Below are 17,266 nucleotides of genomic sequence, written 5' to 3' on the forward strand. Positions count from 1 at the left end.
GCCTACCCCGCCGGCCACCACCGGCACGCCGCCCATCGATCATGACGAGCTCGGCAACCCGTTGCCGCTGGCGGCCAGCCGCTAAGGTCAGTCAGGCAGCGGGTAAAATGCGCGCATGAAAAAAATCGCAGTCAAGGCAGGCGGTGCCGTACTGGCGCTGGCTGCAGCCGGTGCCTTGCTTGCCGGCTTTGCCGCGGTGGTAAGCCTGCGGCAGCTTCCCCCAGTCGACGCCCTGCGCGACTACCGGCCCGACGTGCCCCTGCGGATCTACACCAGCGACAACGTGCAGATCGGCGAGTTCGGCAGCGAGCACCGCGAGTTCATCCCCTTCGGGCAGATGCCGTCGCGCATGGTCCAGGCGCTGCTGGCAGCCGAGGACGACCAGTTCTACGAGCACGAGGGTGTCGACATGCCCGGCGTGCTGCGCGCCGCGCTGGCCAACCTGGGCCAGGGCTATGCGCAGGGCGCGTCCACCATCACCATGCAGGTGGCGCGCAATTTCTACCTGTCGCGCGAGAAGACGCTGGCGCGCAAGTGGTATGAAATGCTGCTGGCCTGGCGCATCGACCAGACCCTGCCCAAGGACCGCATCCTTGAGCTGTACATGAACCAGGTCTACCTGGGCGAGCATGCCTACGGCTTCGGCAGCGCCGCGCATGCGTACTTCGGCAAGCCGCTGGCGTCGTTGTCGCTAGCCGAGACGGCGATGCTGGCGGGGCTGCCCAAGGCCCCCTCGTCCATCAACCCGGTGGTCAACTTCGCGCGCGCCAAGCGGCGCCAGGAATATGTGCTGGGCCGCATGCTGGCGCTGGGCATGATCAGCCAGGACGCCTACCGCGAGGCCCGCGCCGCGCGCCTGGCGGTCTCCGACGACAGCCCCGGCAGCTTTGCCGGGCATGCCGAGTACGTGGCCGAACTCGCGCGCCAGCTGGCGCGCGAGCGCTTTGGCGACGAGGCCTACACGCGCGGCCTGAACGTCTACACCACGGTGTCGTCGGTGCGCCAGACGCTGGCCTACGATGCGGTGCACGGCGGGTTGGAAGGCTACGCGCGGCGCCACCGCAAGTTCGTCAAGGACCTGCCGCAGGGCCCGCAGGGTGCGCTGGTATCGCTGGACAGCGCCACCGGCGCGATCGAGGCGATGGTGGGCGGCGCCGACTTTGCCATCAGCCGCTTCAACCACGCCACCCAGGCGCAGCGCCAGCCGGGCTCGACCTTCAAGCCCTTCGTCTATGCGGCGGCACTGGAGCGCGGCGTGTCGCCCGGCACGCTGATCAACGACGCGCCGCTGCCCAATGGTTCGCGCTGGCAGCCGTCCAATGACGACGGGCGCTTTGTCGGCCCCATCACCGTGCGCCAGGCGCTGGCCGAATCGCGCAATCTGCCGGCGATCCGCACACTGCAGGCGATCGGCATCCCGTACACGGTGGAGTTCGCCAGCCGCTTCGGCTTCGCGCCCAGGCGGCTGCCGCGCTACCTGCCGCTGGCACTGGGCACCGGCACCACTTCGCCGCTGCGCCTGGCCGCGGCCTATGGCGTTTTTGCCAACGGCGGCCACCGCATCGAGCCCTACCTGATCGCGCGCATCACCGACAGCGAGGGCAAGGTGCTGTTCTCTGCCGAGCCGGACGACGCCGCGGACAGCCCGGCCCCGCCGCGCGTGATCAGCGCCCGCAACGCCTTTGTCATGGACAGCCTGCTGCGCAGCGTGGTCGACGACGGCACCGGCGCCGGCGTGCGCCGCTACCTGCGCCGCGCCGACGTGGCCGGCAAGACCGGCACCACCAACGACTCGGTCGACGGCTGGTTCGCGGGCTACGCCGGCGGCGTCGTCACGGTGGCGTGGATGGGCTACGACGACAACCGCAGCCTGGGCGAGCATGAATTCGGCGCCACCACCGCGCTGCCGGTGTGGGCCGCCTATAAGGAGGGCCGCCTTGCGGGCGCGCCCGTGCCTGAAGCCGAAGCGCCCGCCGGCGTGGTCCGCGTGGGCGATGACTGGATGTACGCGGAGTATGCCGATGGCAGCCACGGCATCGCCGCCATCGGCTTCCCGCCGCCGGCACCCGCGGCGGCGCCGGTGGTCGATCCGGTCGCCAGCAACCTCGGCGGGACCGCGGCCCCGGCCCCGGCTGCCCCCGCGCCGACACCCGTCACCAGCGAGGCAACTGGCCTGCCGGCGCCCGGCGCTGCCACGCCGGCCGTCCCCGCGGACGCCAGGCTGTAGACTTCCGGCTTTCCACTGTCCCCGATCCCGATGTCCAGCCACGCCCCGCTGCTGATCTGGTCGGTCGCCGCGCTGACCACGGCCGGCGTCCTGTTCCGCCCGTTCCGCCTGCCCGAAGCCTTCTGGGCCGCCGCCGGCGCCCTGCTGCTGTGCGTCACCGGCCTGATGACGCTGCCCGACGCGCTGGCGGCAGTGCTGCGCGGCTACGACGTGTACCTGTTTCTCGCGGGCATGATGCTGGTCTCAGAGCTGGCCCGCAAGACCGGGCTGTTCGACCACGTCGCCGCGCTCGCCGTGCGCCGGGCGCGCGGCTCGGCGCCGCGGCTGTTTCTGCTGGTGTACGGCTTCGGCACGCTGGTGACGGCCTTCATGTCCAACGACGCCACCGCCGTGGTGCTGACGCCCGCGGTGCTGGCCGCCACCCGCGCCGCGCGGGTCCGGCATCCGCTGCCCTACCTGTACGCGTGCGCCTTCATCGCCAATGCCGCCAGCTTCGTGCTGCCGATCTCCAACCCGGCCAACCTGGTCATCTTCGGCGAACGCATGCCGCCGCTGGCGGGCTGGCTGGCGAGCTTCGCGCTGCCGTCGCTGGCCGCGGTGCTGGCCACGCTGGCGGCGCTGTGGTGGACCCAGCGCGCGGCACTGGCCGAGCCCATCGAACATGACGTGCCGGTGCCGCCGCTGTCGCCGCAGGCCCGGCTGACCGCGCTGGGCATCGTGCTGACCGGCCTGATCCTGCTGGTGGCCTCGCTGCGCGGCAACGACCTGGGCTGGCCGACCTGCGCGGCGGGCGTGGCCACGCTGCTGCTGGTCTGCGCGACCCGGCGCGAGTTGCTGGTGCCGGCGCTGCGCGAGGTGTCATGGGGGGTGTTGCCGATGGTGGCGGGGCTGTTCGTGCTGGTCGCGGCACTGGAGCAGACCGTGGTGATCGGCCAGCTGGCCGATGCCGTCGCAGCGGCGTCGCGCGACGGCGGCGCGCTGGCCCTGCTGGGCGTGGGCGCGGGGGTGGCGCTGGCGGGCAATATCGCCAACAACCTGCCGGCCGGCCTGATCGCCGCCTCGGCGCTGGCGGGTGGAAATGCCTCGCATGCCGTGACTGGTGCCGTGCTGGTCGGCATTGACCTTGGCCCCAACCTGTCCGTCACCGGCTCGCTGGCCACGCTGCTGTGGCTCACGGCGCTGCGACGCGAAGGGCATATGGTCAGCGCCGGCCAGTTCCTGCGCGTGGGGGCCGTGGTGATGCCGGCAGCGATGCTGCCGGCACTGGCGCTCTTGCTTCTTTGAACAGCTGGCTCAGCTGGTGGCGGCGTCATTGGCCGCGGGGATGTCGGCGGGCTGCAGCAGGGACCGGCGCAGGCCGGTCGCGCCATGGCGCACGGCACTGGCGTGGTGTTCCGCCACGCCAGTTTCCACCGGCGTGGCCGGCAGCGGCACTGTGACCACATGGAGCAGCATCAGGCTGCTGCACGGAAAGGCAATCGGCATGATGACGTTATTCCCGACAAAGAGTCAGGCCGCGCTGCAGCGGCCGGGTGCCGGCGGCTTTATGGCGGGCTGCCTGGCGTTGTGCAGACATTATGTGCGCTTGTCGGCGTTGTGCGGCGCGGGCTTTAGCGATGTCATGAACTATTCACGGAGCAATGCCGGCTTGTGGCGTAATCGGCCCACCGCGCCGCAACTTGCCATGCCCCGCGCGGGTTGTGAGGCCACGGCATCTGCCATATAGTGAATCCGGCACACCCGCTGCGCAGTCATCCATCCCACCACGCATAACCATGACCAGCAAGGACGCGGCGCACCGCGCGAAGGACAGCAACGCCGGCGACGATGCCGGCCACCCCCATGGCCACAGCGTCTCGGCCCGCATCCGCGCACGGCTGGAGGCCGCGCAGGAGCGCTTCCACGCCAACGACAATATTGCGCACTACATCGAGCCGGGCGAGATGGAGCAGCTGCAGGCCGAAGTGCAGGCGCGCCTGGAAGACGTGCTGCGCGCGCTGGTGATCGACGTCGACAACGACCACAACACCCAGGAAACTGCGCGCCGCGTCGCCAAGATGTACCTGAAGGAGATCTTCGCCGGCCGCTACGCCAAGGCCCCGCCGGTGACCGAGTTCCCCAACGTCGGCCAGCTCAACGAACTGATGATCGTCGGCCCGCTGCGCGTGCGCAGTGCCTGCTCGCATCACCTGTGCCCGATCATCGGCAAGCTGTGGGTAGGGGTGATGCCGAACCAGCATTCCAACCTGATCGGCCTGTCCAAGTACGCGCGCCTGGCCGAATGGATCATGTGCCGGCCGCAGATCCAGGAAGAGGCGGTGGCACAGGTCGCCGACCTGCTGCAGGAAAAGATGAATCCCGACGGCCTCGCCATCGTGATGGAGGCCGAGCACTTCTGCATGCACTGGCGCGGCGTGCGCGACACCGATGCCAAGATGACCAACAGCGTGATGCGCGGCTCGTTCCTGAAGGACGACAGCCTGCGCCGCGAGTTCCTCACGCTGCTGAACCACAACCGCGGCTAGGCCGCACGCCCCGCCCACCAGCCGCCACAACCGAGCGCCACGACCATGCTAGTCCGCCTGCTCTATGCCAGCCGTGCCCGCCAGGCCATCGACGCCGCCCTGCTCGACGCCATCCTGGCCACCAGCCTGGAACGCAATCCGCGCCACGGCATCACCGGGGTGCTGTGCCACGGCAACGGCATCTTCCTGCAGGCGCTGGAAGGCGACCGCCAGGACGTATCACAGCTGTTCCAGGCGATCGCACGCGACCCGCGCCACCACGACGTGACCCTGCTGCATTTCGAGGAAACCTGCACGCGCGACTTTGCCGGCTGGGCGATGGGCCAGGTCAATGCGGCGCGCATCAACACCGCCACCCTGCTCAAGTTCTCGGCGCGCGCCGAACTGGATCCGTACCGCACCTGCGGTGCGGCGTCGCTGGCATTGCTCAAGGAGCTGATCGCCGGCGCGTCAGTGGTGTCGCGCACCGGCGAACGCGGACGGCACTGAGCCGCGCCGTCAGGCCGTCACCTGGCCGAACAGGCCGCACTCCAGGTCGCTCTCGAATTCCTCGACCCAGACCGAATCGGGGCCTGCCTCGTAGATACTGGTCTTGTCCGTGCCGACCCGGCGCACGCTGATGCGCCGCACCCCGGCCTCGCGGCTTTCCTCGAAAATCTCGAACATCTCGGCCGCAAGCCCGACATGCCTGCATACCTGCAGGACCTGTTGCTGCTCGTCGGCGGGAAATTCGGTGAACGGTCTCGTTGCCATGGCATCCTCCGTCAAGGTTGAGATCGCCGCTTGCGCGCAGCGCTAACGCACGTGGTGCACGGGCACCACGCCTGGAAAAGACATGCCGCGGCCGTCGGCCGGCGGCACACCCGCGCGGCCGCCGCACAAGTGCGGCGGGCCGCAAACCCTCCTGGGAGGTAGTTGTTCGGACTCAGCGGACTCAGCTCTTGCGCTGGGTCACTGCCACGAACGGGGCCGGTGCGTGCTGGACGGACTGGCTGCCGCAGTTCGGGCAGTTCGGATGGGCAGAGGCGTGTTCTGCGAGATGCTCGGTTTTCTCGAACATATGGCCGCACTTCTCGCAGCGATATTGGTAGACGGGCATGGCGTTCCCCAACGCGGTGCACGCGCCGCGGGGCGCGTGTCAGCTTCATTCTAGGACAGCGGTCCGCGCCCCGAAGCGTGAAAGTTCGCGCCGCCCGGAGCCGGCGCGTTGCGCGCACGCGGCGAAGTCACCGCGAATTCACTTTCTCTCCCCGTGCTCCTGCCTGCCGCTACGTGAATGCGTCTTCCGCCACGCATTGACATGAGGCAAATAGCTGGTCGCGCTCACCGCGGAACAAGCGCCGCAATGCTGCGCAAACCCAGGTCAAGCATCGCGGCATGGCGCTGTTCAATGGACAGGTCACGCATTTGCCGAACTGGCCGTGTCCATGCCCGCCTCATGCAAGTTCCCTGAACTAGCAGAATTACGATTCAATGGGTCGCGGAACATAGCCAGAATTTCGGATTTGTGGTGGCGCAATCGCCCAGTGCAACCGGCGTGTACCGGTTGCCGCCCATCCGGAGATAGCTATGTACGACGGAGTCTTGCGTGTCGCCCTGGCGGACGACCACCCGCTGGTCGTGGCCGCCCTGCGCGACTGCCTGCAGCGCAGCGGCAGCGTCCAGATCAGCTGCGAATGCCGCAACGGCACCGAGTTGCTCGGCGCGCTGGACCAGCATCCCGCCGATATCGCCATCACCGATTTCTGCATGGGCCACGGCGATACCTCGCTGGACGGCTTCAACCTGCTGGGCCGCCTGGCACGCCGCCATCCGCTGACGCGCGTGGTGGTGATCAGCGCCCAGTCCAATCCCGCCATCATCCGCCGCTCCATGAAGCTTGGCGTGCGCGCCTTCGTCAGCAAGGAAGACCACCTGGACGAGGTCGTGCGCGCCTGCATTCACGTCGCATCCAGCGGCAGCTGCTTCTATTCGCCTGCGGTGCACGCCATCCTGCAACACGCCACGCTCGCCGGTGCACCGGCCACCGAACTGACGCAGCGCGAACTGGAAGTGATCCGGCTCTATGCGCAGGGCCTGCAGCTGACCGACATCGCCGGCAAGCTCGGCCGCTCGGTCAGCACCATCTCCAGCCAGAAGACCGTGGCCATGCGCAAGCTGGGAGTGCAGACCAATACCGGGCTGATCCGCTACGCCTATGAAAACCGCCTGATCTGACATGGCCGGACCCGCCGATGCAGCAAACCGTCGACCGTACCCGTGAAACCCTGGCCAGCGCCTTCGATGCGCTTGCCGACAATGCGCGCCGCCAGCAACACCTGTATTCAGCGACCATCGCGGTGCTGATCGCCATCGTGCTGTTCTCGGGCGTGCTGCTTGCCGGCCTGGCCACGGAACAGCACCTGGACTACCGGCGCAGCGACGTCTCGCGGTACGCCAGCTCGGTCTCGCAGTTGCTGCACAACGAGTCCTCGTTCCTGCGGCGCACCGTGCTGGGCATCCGCTACAACCTGGATGCGCCCGCACCGGAGCCGTCGCGCGATGCCGGCTTCGGGGCCTTCCGGCGCACCGGCACCGCCAGCCTCCACGTCGATGCCGTGCGCAAGGACTATCACCTGCTTGCCACCGAGGCAACGCGGCAGGGCTGGGGCGCCGGGCTGCCGGCGCAGTACGTGCGGCTGCGGCAGATTGCCCTGGCTGCAGTGGCCACCCAACAGGCGTTCGATCTCGACCACGGGGCCTACGCGGTCGCGCTGAACGAAGACAGCGCCGTGGTCATCAGCCAGCCCGAGGCCGGCGCGCCACCGCTCGCGCTCGACCCGGCGCTGATCCCGCTGCTGCGCACATGGCTGACCCAGGCGCTGCTGGAGCGCAGCGGCCGCAGCGTGCCGGCGCGCGACCAGCAGGTCTGGGTGGGTCCGCTGCGCCACCCGGTGGACGACACCCCGGTCATGGTGCTGGCCGGCGCCGCCTATGCCGGCGACACGCCCACCATGCTGGTGGCCGCCTGCGTGCCCCTGCACGCCTTCCTGGCCGACTTGCAGCGCGCGGAGGATCCGGCGCTGCTGGCACTGCTCAATCCAGCCGGTCAGGTCATCGATGTATCGCCGCGCGACTGGCCGGCAACCTCGGCCAGCGTCCACGATGTGGCAGCCGGCACGCGCCTGCTGTCGCACAGCATGCTGGATGTCACGCCATCGGGCATGCGGCTGGTGCAGCCGCTGCCGGCAGGCTTCGGGCAGCTGGTCTACCACCTGCCGTATCGCATGCTGGGCACGGCGCTGGCAGCGGAGCTGGCCGTGATCGCCGGCGCCATGCTGCTGCTGACCGGCGCCATCGGGCTGGCCGCGCGCCACTGGAGCCGGCACCTGCTGCGGCGTACGCACGCCGAAGCCTCGCGTGCGCTGGAAAGCGAGCTGATGAACCAGGTGCTGGTCAATGCCACGCCGATCGGCCTGTGCATCGTGCGCCAGCACGACTACGCCGTCCTGACGTCGAACCCGCTGGCCGGCGTACTGCTGCAATGGCAGCCCCATGGGCACCTGCCCGATGCGGTAGCGGAGGCATTCAAAAGACAGCCATGCGGTGGCGGCAGCGGGCAAGCGTCCATTTCCAGCTTTACCGTCGCGGCACCGCCGCGCGCGCCGGCGGATGAGCCACCCGGCCACGGCGACGCCACCCAGCACTTCCTGCAAATCACCTACGCGCCGGCGCGCTACCGCGATGAGGCAGTGCTGTTCTGCGCCGTGCAGGACTGCACTGCGCAGCAGGCACTGCAAGAGCAGCTGCGCTCCGCCCAGCAGACCACCGAGGCGATGATGCGCGCACGCTCGACCTTCTTCGCCGCGATGAGCCACGAGATCCGTACGCCGCTGAATGCATTGCTGGGCAACCTGGAACTGCTCGCGCGCGGCAGCGGCCTGGCTGCACATGCGGCCCGGCTCAGGGCGCTGGACAGCGCCGCCGAGGCGCTGCGCCGGATCGTCAACGATGTGCTGGATTTTTCCAAGATCGATGCCGGCAAGCTCAGGCTGGTCAACGCGCCCTTCCGCCCCGTCGAGGCGCTGGAAAGCGTGGCGCTGACCCATGCGCCGATGGTGGCCGGCCGTCCCATCCGCTTCCACCTGCAGCTGTCGCCATCGCTGGATGCTGAGGTCACAGGCGACCGCATGCGCCTGGCGCAGGTGTTCAACAACCTGCTGAGCAACGCCTTCAAGTTCACTGCCAGCGGCCGCATCACCTTAAGCGGCGAGCTGCGCCAGGACCACCACGGCACGCAGCGGCTGGTCTGCCGCGTCAGCGATTCCGGCATCGGCATGCCGCCGTCGCTGGCGGCGCGCGTGTTCCAGCCCTTCGTGCAGGGCGATGCCGCAACCGCCAGCCGCTACGGCGGCACTGGCCTGGGCTTGTCGATCTGCGCCCGCCTGTGCGAGCTGATGGGCGGCAGCATCAGCGTGGACAGTGTGCCGGACGTGGGCAGCGCGTTCACGGTCTCGGTGCCGCTGGCCCCGGCCGCTGGCACGCCGCTGCCGCCGGTCCCGCCCGCCGCGGCGCAGTGCGGCGACGTGGTGGTGCTGTGCCAGCACATGCGTACCGGCGAGGCCCTGGCCGCGTGGCTCGCCACGGCAGGCTGGCGTGCCGATGTGCTGGCATCGCAGGCGGCCGCGCTGGCGTCTTTCCAGGTCAAGGTGCCACGCGTTGTCGTCGCCACGGAAGAGTACCCCCTGGCCGCACTGGCCGGCCTGCGCGATGCGGCGAAGGTCCCGGTCGTGTGGGTGACGCAGGAGGGCCCGCATCGGCCACGCCAGTGCGCCCCCGGCATGCACGAAGTCACGGCCTACAGCCACCGCGCGCTGCTCGACTGCGTGGCCCAGGCGGCCGAAGGCGCCACGCCGGCGCTTGCGACGGCAGACGCCAGCGCGCCGGCGGCGCAGGCACTCCCGGCATCGGCCGCGGCGCCGCTGACGATCCTTGTCGCCGAGGACAATGCGCTGAACCAGACCCTGATCGCCGAACAGCTGCAGGCACTTGGCTGCCACCCGATCGTTGCAGGCAACGGCAAGCAGGCACTGGCGGCGCTGGAGAGCACGCACATCGACGCCGTGCTGACCGATATCCAAATGCCAGTCATGGACGGCCATGCGCTGCTGCGCGCGGTGCGCGCGCAGCGTCCCGACATGCCGGTACTGGCCTTCAGCGCATTCACTGGCAGCGAGCCATGCGCAGACTGGCGCCTGCGCGGCTTTTCCGGCTTTGTCGCCAAGCCGGCGTCGTTGCAGGACCTGCAGGCGTGCCTGCATGGCCTGCCCGGTCGCAGGGATGCCGCGGCCCCGCCCCCTGGCACCAATGACGATCCGGCTGCGGCTTCGCAGGCCGAAGCTGCTGATCGCCGCCGCTACGAAGCCATGCTGCGCCGGCAGCTGCAGCAAGACCTGCCAGCATTGGCGCACATCATTGCGCAGCAGGACCTGCCGGCATTGCGGCACTGGGCCCATGCCGCGGCCGGCGCCTTCATGATCGTGCGCCGCCAGCCCATCTTCGAGGCATGCCTGGCACTGGAAGCACTGTGTGAGGCCGCGCAGGCGTGGACCCCGGCCGCGGCAGCCGCGGCCGAAGCCCTGCTTGAACGGCTGGGCGGCTATGCACAGGCCGCCGCAGCGGAATAGCGCACGCGGCGCGCTGCGCCTTACCACAATTAGCGAATTTGCGAGCATCGCCACGCGGGACGATAATGGCAACGCTGCGCCATGGCCGTCCTGGCCATGCCTGAGCAATGCTGGCGCGGCATTGTCTTCAATGTCTCTCCCCATGCAGCCAGAACAAGGCCTTCCCCAGCCACAGCGGACCTGGGCGATCCTCACTGTTTTCTTCGGCCTGATCATGGCCGTGCTCGATGGCTCGATCGCCAACATCGCCCTGCCCTCGATCTCGCGCGAGCTGCAGGCCGATCCGTCCAGCACGATCTGGGTGGTCAACGCTTACCAGCTGACGGTGACCGTGTGCCTGCTGCCGCTCTCGTCGCTGGGGGACATCCTTGGCTACAAGCGCGTGTACCGGGCGGGGCTGGCCACCTTCCTGCTGGGCTCGCTGCTGTGCGCGCTGGCGGTCAACCTGCCGATGCTGGTGGCCGCGCGCGTGCTGCAGGGCATCGGCGGCGCCGGCATCATGAGCGTCAATACGGCGCTGGTGCGCTTTATCTACCCGCCCACGCGCCTGGGCCGCGGCATCGGGCTGAACGCGCTGGTGGTCGGCGTGACCATCGCCGTGGGCCCGTCGCTGGGCGCGCTGATCCTGGCGGTCGCCAGCTGGAAATGGCTGTTCGCGGTCAACGTGCCGGTGGCCATCGTCGCGCTGGTGCTGAGCCGCACTTCGCTGCCGGCGACGCCGCCGCAGCCGCGCGAGTTCGACTACCGCAGCGCGCTGCTGTCGGCGCTGGTGTTCGGCATGTTCATCCTCGGCGTCGACGGCCTGGGCCACGCCCGCTGGCGCATCGCAGGCGCCGCCGGCATGGCCGCCGCTGTGGCGCTGGGTTGGCTGCTGGTGCGGCGCCAGCACGGGCGCCCCGCGCCGCTGGTGCCGGTGGACCTGTTTGCCAGCCGCTCCTTCACGCTGGCAGTGGGCACCTCGTTCTGCTCTTTCATGACGCAGATGCTGGCCTTTATCGCGCTGCCGTTCTATCTCGAATACCAGCTCGGCCGCTCCCTGCAGGAAACCGGCCTGCTGATCACGCCCTGGCCGCTGATGGTGGCGGTGATGGCCACGGTATCGGGCCGGCTGTCGGACCGCTATCCGGCCAGCATCCTCGCCGGCATCGGGCTGGCCATGCTGGCGGGCGGGCTGGTCGGGCTGGCCACGCTGGGCCCGGACGCCGGCAGCCTGGACATCGTCTGGCGCATGGCAATGTGCGGCACGGGCTTCGGCTTCTTCCAGTCCCCCAACAACCGCGCCATGATCGGCGCCACGCCGCCCGAGCGCAGCGGCGGCGCCAGCGGTGCGCAGGCGACCACGCGGCTGCTGGGGCAGACCAGCGGCACAGCGGTGGTGGCGCTGCTGTTCAGCCTGACGCCGACCGGCGCGGCGCGCATTGCGCTGTATCTGGCGGCGGTGGTGGCGGCGCTGGGGGCCTTGATCAGCCTGAGCAGGTTGCGCGATGCCAGCGGCGCGGAGCCTGCGCGGGGGGCGGTGGAGCCGGACGCCTGATCAGCGCTTGCGTGCTCCCTCTCCGGCAAGCGGAAGAGGGAGCAAACCCTCTCTGGGTTTAACGGCCTACTCTGCCTTCGCCCCCGATTCCTTCACCACCCGCGCCCATTTTGCAATCTCCTGGCGCTGGTACGCCGCCAGTTTCTCCGGCGTGCCCAGGATCGGATCCAGCCCCAGCGTCTTCAGCTTCGCCTGCACATCGGGCAGCGTGAAGATGCGGTTGAGTTCAGTGTTGAGCCTGGCCACTACATCCTTGGGCGTATTGGCCGGCGCGAACACGGCGAACCATGAATCGGCCTCAAATCCAGGCAAGCCCTGCTCGGCCAGCGTCGGGATATCCGGTGCCGAGGCCGAGCGCTTCGCGCTGGTAATGCCCAGCGCGCGCAGCTTGCCCTCGCGCACCACGGGCAGGGCCGACGGCAGGTTGTCGAACATCATGGTGATATGGCCGCCGAGCAGGTCGGGGATGGCCATGGCGCGGCCTTTGTAGGGCACGTGCGTGATCTTGACGCCGGCCATCGAATTGAACATTTCTCCGGCCACGTGCGGCGAGGTGCCAACGCCGGGGGTGCCGAAGGTCAGGCCGCCCGGCTTGGACTTTGCCAGCGCGATCAACTCGGCCACGCTCTTTGCCGGCACGCCGGGATTGACCACCAGCACGTTCGGCGTCGAGGCGATCAGGACCACGGGGGCGAAGTCCTTGACCATGTCGTATGGCATCTTGCTGTACAGCGCGCCGTTGATCGAGTGCGTGCCGACCGTGCCCAACGCCAGCGTATAGCCGTCGGCCGGCGCGTGCGCCACGGCTTCGGCGCCGATATTGCCGCCCGCGCCCGGCTTGTTGTCCACCACCACCGGCTGGCCCCATGAGGGCGAGATCTTTTCCGAGACGATGCGCGCCAGCGTGTCGGGCGCGCCGCCGCTGGGGAAGCCGACTACGATCCGGATCGGCTTGGCGGGGTAGCCTTGTGCCAGCGCGGGGGGCGCGCTCACCAGGGCGGACGCGGCGAGCACTGCCGCGGCAACGGTACCGAAACGCATGGATTTTCCTCCTGTTGCCGGCGGCTGCATGGCTGCCCGCATTGTGAAGACGGCGGCCAACGCCGCCGCCGAAACCTGCCAGGACTACTCGTGCCTTCAGACCGCGATGCCGCCGAACTCCTGCATCACCTTGTCATGCAGGCGGCGCATGCCGCGCAGCCAGCGGTCGTAGTCCTGGCCCTTGCGGCGATAGTACTCAAGCACCTCCGGGTGCGGCAAGATCAGGAAGCGCTCGTCGGCCACCCCTTCCAGCGTCACCGCTGCGACATGCTCGGCGGTGACCGAGCCTTCCTGCAGGAAGCCCTTGCGCTCGCCCTTCTCGCCGAACAGCATGTTGGTCTGCACGCCCTGCGGGCAGATGCAGCTGACCTTGATGCCGCGGTCGCCGTAGGTAATCGACAGCCACTCGGCAAAGCCGATGGCGGCGTGCTTGGTCACCGCATACGGCGCCGAGCCGATCTGCGACAGCAGGCCCGCTGCCGACACCGTGTTGATGAAGTAGCCGTCGCCGCGCTCCAGCATCTGCGGCAGCACCGCCCTGGCCGCGTGGATATGCGCCATCACGTTGATTTCCCAGATGCGCTGCCACTCGTCGGCGCTCGCATCCAGCCCCTTGCGCAGGATGATGCCGGCGTTGGAACAGAAGATGTCGACCTGGCCAAAGCGGCGCGTGGCCTCGTCGGCCAGGCCCTGCACGGCGGCGGCATCGGCCACGTCGACCGGTTGGGCGAACACCTGGCACGCAGGCGCCACGGCCTGGACCTCGGCGGCAACAGTGGCGGCCCCGGCCGCGTTCAGGTCGGCCACGGCCACGCCGCGCGCGCCGGCCTGCGCAAAGGCCAGCGCCAGCGCGCGCCCGATGCCGGTGGCCGCGCCAGTCACCACGACGGTCTTGTTGCGTACTTCCATGGGTTGTCTCCTCGTTGAATTCAGTGCCCGCGTCATGCGTTGGACGCGTGGGTATGGGTATCAGGGTCCGGCTGCGCGGAAGCAAAGCGGGCGGTCGCGCGCGCGCCGCCGGGTTGCCACAGCCGCGCCTGCAGGGTCTCGGCCAGTTCGCGGATGCGCGGGCCCAGGTTGCTTTCCAGGATCTCGGGCGACAGCCGTGTCGCGGCCCCGCCGATATTCAACGCCAGCACCTCGCTGCTGCCCGCCAGGCGCAGCGGCGCGGCGGCGCCGCTGACGGTGCGGTCCCATTCGGCATGCGCCACGCAGAAGCCGCGCCGTGCGTGGTCGCGCAGCGCACGGTCGATGCCGGTGCGCACGGCGGGCCAGCGCGAGCCATAGTGGCGCGCCAGTTCGGCCAGCGCGGCCTCGCGGTGATCGGCATCGAGCCCCGCCAGCCAGGCGCGGCCGATCGCCGAGGTGGCCATCGGCAGGCGCGCGCCCGGCGCCAGCCGGATCACCAGCGCCCCGCGCGGCTGGCAGCTTTCCAGGTAGACCATGGCGTGCCGGTCCGGCATGGCCAGTGCCACCGTGCAATCGGAGGCAAACGCCAGCGACTGCATCAGCGGCTGCGCGATCTCGCGGATGCCGGCGCCGCCTACATAGCGGTGGCCCAGCACCATCGCGCCCTGCCCCAGCCGGTACTTCTCAGTGGCTTCGATGTAGGTGAGATAGCCGAGCGTGGCCAGCGTGTAGGTGAGCCGCGACACGGTCGGGCGCGGGATGCCGGTGCGCCGCGACAACTCGGCGTTGCCCAGGTAATCGTCCTGCGGGCCGAAGGCGCGCAACAACTCCATGCCGCGGGCCAGCGCGGTGACGAAGTTGCGGTCGTCGGCGCAGGCATGGCCCGCCTGCGCGTCGGCCGGCACCAGGATATGTGCGGCATCGGGCGGCGGGGTCGGAATGGTGGTGGTGCGTTTCATGGGCAGGCGGCCGGGAAGAGAACATTGATAGCAGCAACGGGGCTGCGCAGGGACCGCTATGTAGGGAAAGCATGTGCGCTAGAAACGCCGTTGATGGATACGAATCAGTAAGTTAGTGCGACTTTTGCCGGACGAATTTCTTGTAAATACAAACCATTCTCATTTATGATGCGCCACTTTCGTTGCTTTCGCCCTGGGCCGCCATGTTTGTCCGCCGTCTTGCCATACCCGCCGCCGTCAGTTGCCTGTTCCTGCCTCCCGTTGTTTCCCACGCCGCCGAAGATCTCACCACGCTGCCATCCGTGACGGTCAGCGCCGCCGCCGACGGGCAAACTGACATCGGCTTCAGCACGCGGCGGCCGGCCGGAGTGACCAAGTCGGATCAGTCAGCGGCCGACGCCGCGCAGTCAATCACCGTCATCACACGCGAGCTGCTCGACAGCCAGCAGGCACAGAACCTCAGCGACGCACTGCAGAACTCAGCCGGCGTGGTCACCAACGTCTATGGCAGGCGCGGCTGGGACGACTTCATCATCCGCGGCCAGCGTGCATCGGAATCGATCTTTGCCGACGGATTGCTCGTCGACAGCAACAACCGCGTGGCGCAGGAGCTGTTCGGCGTGGAACGCGTGGAAGTGCTCAAGGGACCGGCCTCGATCCTGTTCGGCGCGGTGCAGCCGGGCGGCCTGGTCAACATGGTCAGCAAGCGCCCGCGTGCCGAACTGTTCGGTGAACTGGGCCTGACCGTCGGCAACTACGGCTTCCGGCAGGCGACGGTCGACGTCGGCACGCCGCTGGCCAAGGACAGCAAGGCCGCGTTCCGCCTGAACGCGCTGATGATGAACAGCGACGATCCGACCGACTACGTCTGGTATCGCAACCGCTGGATCGCGCCATCGCTGACGCTCGACCTTGGCACGCGCACGGACTTCACGATCCTGACCAGCCACAGCCAACGCAACTACGTGCGCCAGCAGGGCCTGCCAGTGAATGGCACCCTGGTGCCGAACCGCAATGGCGTGGTGCCGGGCAACCGCTTCATCGGCGAGCCGAATGCGCCGTCTTATGACGGCGAGCAGAACCGCATCGGCTACGCGCTGACGCACCGCTTCGACTCCGGCTGGACCTTGAACCAGAACCTGCGCTACCAGACGTCGTCGCTGACCGGCACGCTGGTGTCGGCCGGCACCATGGCCGTCAACAGCCAGGCGATGAACCGCAGTGGCACGCAGCAGAGCTTCTCGGGGGACTCGTTCGGTGTCGACACTAACGTGCAGCGGACTTTCGCGTTCACGGGGCATGCCCACAGCGTGACCTTCGGCATCGACTACCGCCATACGAAGGAAGACCGCCTGCAGAAGACATGCCGCGTGGCAGCGCTGAACGTCTATAACCCGGTCTATGGCGCCAGCATCAACTGCCCGTCCGCCTATAGCCTGGACGCGACCGACACGCTAAACGCGGTTGGTCTCTACCTGCGCGACCAGATCCGTATCGCCGAGCGCTGGACCGTGACCGGCGGCGTGCGCTACGAATCCGCGCAGACGAGCACGACGGACCGGCTGGCGCGGTCGCGTACCGGCAACGACGACAACGCCGTCACCGGCAGCGCGGGCGTGATGTACGACCTGACGCACTGGGCGCGTCCGTACCTGAGCTTCGCCACTTCGTTCCTGCCGAACGCCGGCACCGACGTCAACGGCGCCACGTTCAAGCCCGAGAAGGGCCGCCAGTACGAAGTGGGCATCAAGTTCGACATGCCGGACAAGACCGGCCTGCTGACCCTGGCCGCGTTCGACCTGACCCGCACCAATGTGCTCAGTACCGATCCGGTTAACACAGGCTTCAGCGTGGCCGTGGGCGAACAGCGTTCGCGCGGGCTGGAAATGGAGCTGACGCAGGATCTCGGCAATGGCCTCAGCGTTTCGGGCGCCTATGCCTACATCGCAAGCGAAGTCACCGAAGACACCACGGCTGCGAACGTCGGCAAGCCGCTCAACAGCGTGCCCCGGCACAGCTTCTCGGTCTGGAGCCAGTACCGCTTCCGCGGCGCGCTGGCCGGCTGGTACGTCGGTGCCGGCGTGCGCGGCGAGAGCGCCAAGCGCGGCTACAGCTTTAACTACACCGTGCCGGGCTACGCGGTGGCCGATCTTGCCGTCGGCTACGTGGCAACGCACTGGCGCGCGGCGTTCAACGTCAAGAACGTGTTCGACAAAATGTACTACGCGGGCGGCCTGAACAACAACGTGCTACCAGTGGGCAATCCGCGGGTGGCCATGCTCAACGTGACGATGAACTATTGATGCGGCCCCCGCCTGGAGCCTCCTGACCAGTAGGCAGGCGGCCATCAAGCTGATTTGGCTGGCCTTGCGCCCGCCCCATCGCCGCAATCACCCCCCCTAAAA

At 68.7% G+C, this 17,266-nt stretch carries 14 protein-coding genes; 8 read left to right on the plus strand and 6 right to left on the minus strand.

Annotated elements, in window-relative coordinates; translation table 11 throughout:
* Positions 1-115 precede the first annotated feature (115 nt).
* Entirely contained in the window at positions 116-2,227 is a 2,112-nt protein-coding gene (locus AC3WON_RS28935) for a penicillin-binding protein 1A (RefSeq protein WP_492353284.1), read from the plus strand.
* 30 nt (positions 2,228-2,257) lie between these two features.
* On the plus strand, positions 2,258-3,511 hold the full coding sequence (locus AC3WON_RS28940) for an arsenic transporter (RefSeq protein ID WP_492353285.1): 1,254 nt from the start codon (positions 2,258-2,260) through the stop codon (positions 3,509-3,511).
* Positions 3,512-3,520: 9 nt separating this feature from the next.
* Here AC3WON_RS28940 and AC3WON_RS28945 read toward each other — a convergent pair whose 3' ends face one another.
* Positions 3,521-3,712 carry an arsenite efflux pump ArsB gene (locus AC3WON_RS28945; RefSeq protein WP_492317352.1) on the minus strand — a complete coding sequence of 64 codons (192 nt, stop codon included), beginning with the start codon at positions 3,710-3,712 and terminating at the stop codon, positions 3,521-3,523.
* A gap of 290 nt (positions 3,713-4,002) precedes the next feature.
* Between AC3WON_RS28945 and folE the strand changes: the two genes are divergently transcribed.
* Both folE and AC3WON_RS28955 read left to right on the plus strand, forming a co-directional pair.
* Positions 4,003-4,752 carry a GTP cyclohydrolase I gene (gene folE, locus AC3WON_RS28950; protein WP_492353286.1) on the plus strand — a complete coding sequence of 250 codons (750 nt, stop codon included), beginning with the start codon at positions 4,003-4,005 and terminating at the stop codon, positions 4,750-4,752.
* A gap of 45 nt (positions 4,753-4,797) precedes the next feature.
* Positions 4,798-5,241 carry a BLUF domain-containing protein gene (locus tag AC3WON_RS28955; protein WP_010812789.1) on the plus strand — a complete coding sequence of 148 codons (444 nt, stop codon included), beginning with the start codon at positions 4,798-4,800 and terminating at the stop codon, positions 5,239-5,241.
* A gap of 9 nt (positions 5,242-5,250) precedes the next feature.
* Here AC3WON_RS28955 and AC3WON_RS28960 read toward each other — a convergent pair whose 3' ends face one another.
* Together AC3WON_RS28960 and AC3WON_RS28965 are read right to left on the minus strand one after the other, a co-directional pair.
* Positions 5,251-5,505 (minus strand): hypothetical protein, encoded by a 255-nt coding sequence (locus AC3WON_RS28960; protein ID WP_492317350.1) that lies wholly within the window; start codon positions 5,503-5,505, stop codon positions 5,251-5,253.
* A 181-nt stretch (positions 5,506-5,686) separates the two neighbouring features.
* Positions 5,687-5,851: an FmdB family zinc ribbon protein gene (locus AC3WON_RS28965; protein ID WP_010812787.1), complete on the minus strand. Its 165-nt coding sequence runs from the start codon at positions 5,849-5,851 to the stop codon at positions 5,687-5,689.
* Between the two features lie 470 nt (positions 5,852-6,321).
* Here AC3WON_RS28965 and AC3WON_RS28970 point away from each other — a divergent pair, with 470 nt between their 5' ends.
* The 3 genes from AC3WON_RS28970 (at position 6,322) to AC3WON_RS28980 (ending at position 11,952) form a co-directional block, all read left to right on the plus strand.
* On the plus strand, positions 6,322-6,969 hold the full coding sequence (locus tag AC3WON_RS28970) for a response regulator (protein ID WP_492317349.1): 648 nt from the start codon (positions 6,322-6,324) through the stop codon (positions 6,967-6,969).
* A gap of 17 nt (positions 6,970-6,986) precedes the next feature.
* Positions 6,987-10,418: an ATP-binding protein gene (locus AC3WON_RS28975; protein ID WP_492353287.1), complete on the plus strand. Its 3,432-nt coding sequence runs from the start codon at positions 6,987-6,989 to the stop codon at positions 10,416-10,418.
* A gap of 142 nt (positions 10,419-10,560) precedes the next feature.
* The gene (locus AC3WON_RS28980) at positions 10,561-11,952 is read left to right on the plus strand and encodes an MFS transporter (RefSeq protein WP_492353288.1); all 1,392 of its coding nucleotides are present in this window, start codon (positions 10,561-10,563) and stop codon (positions 11,950-11,952) included.
* Between the two features lie 66 nt (positions 11,953-12,018).
* Here the strand turns inward: AC3WON_RS28980 and AC3WON_RS28985 are convergent, their stop codons facing one another.
* The 3 genes from AC3WON_RS28985 to AC3WON_RS28995 form a co-directional block, all read right to left on the minus strand.
* On the minus strand, positions 12,019-12,993 hold the full coding sequence (locus tag AC3WON_RS28985; protein WP_492317346.1) for a Bug family tripartite tricarboxylate transporter substrate binding protein: 975 nt from the start codon (positions 12,991-12,993) through the stop codon (positions 12,019-12,021).
* Between the two features lie 96 nt (positions 12,994-13,089).
* Positions 13,090-13,902: an SDR family oxidoreductase gene (locus tag AC3WON_RS28990; protein ID WP_492353289.1), complete on the minus strand. Its 813-nt coding sequence runs from the start codon at positions 13,900-13,902 to the stop codon at positions 13,090-13,092.
* A 32-nt stretch (positions 13,903-13,934) separates the two neighbouring features.
* Positions 13,935-14,861, minus strand: coding sequence for an IclR family transcriptional regulator (locus AC3WON_RS28995; RefSeq protein ID WP_492317344.1), 927 nt, complete (start codon positions 14,859-14,861; stop codon positions 13,935-13,937).
* Between the two features lie 203 nt (positions 14,862-15,064).
* Between AC3WON_RS28995 and AC3WON_RS29000 the strand changes: the two genes are divergently transcribed.
* Entirely contained in the window at positions 15,065-17,164 is a 2,100-nt protein-coding gene (locus tag AC3WON_RS29000) for a TonB-dependent siderophore receptor (protein ID WP_492340411.1), read from the plus strand.
* Positions 17,165-17,266 lie beyond the last annotated feature (102 nt).

The organism is Cupriavidus sp. FW305-46 (assembly GCF_058787075.1).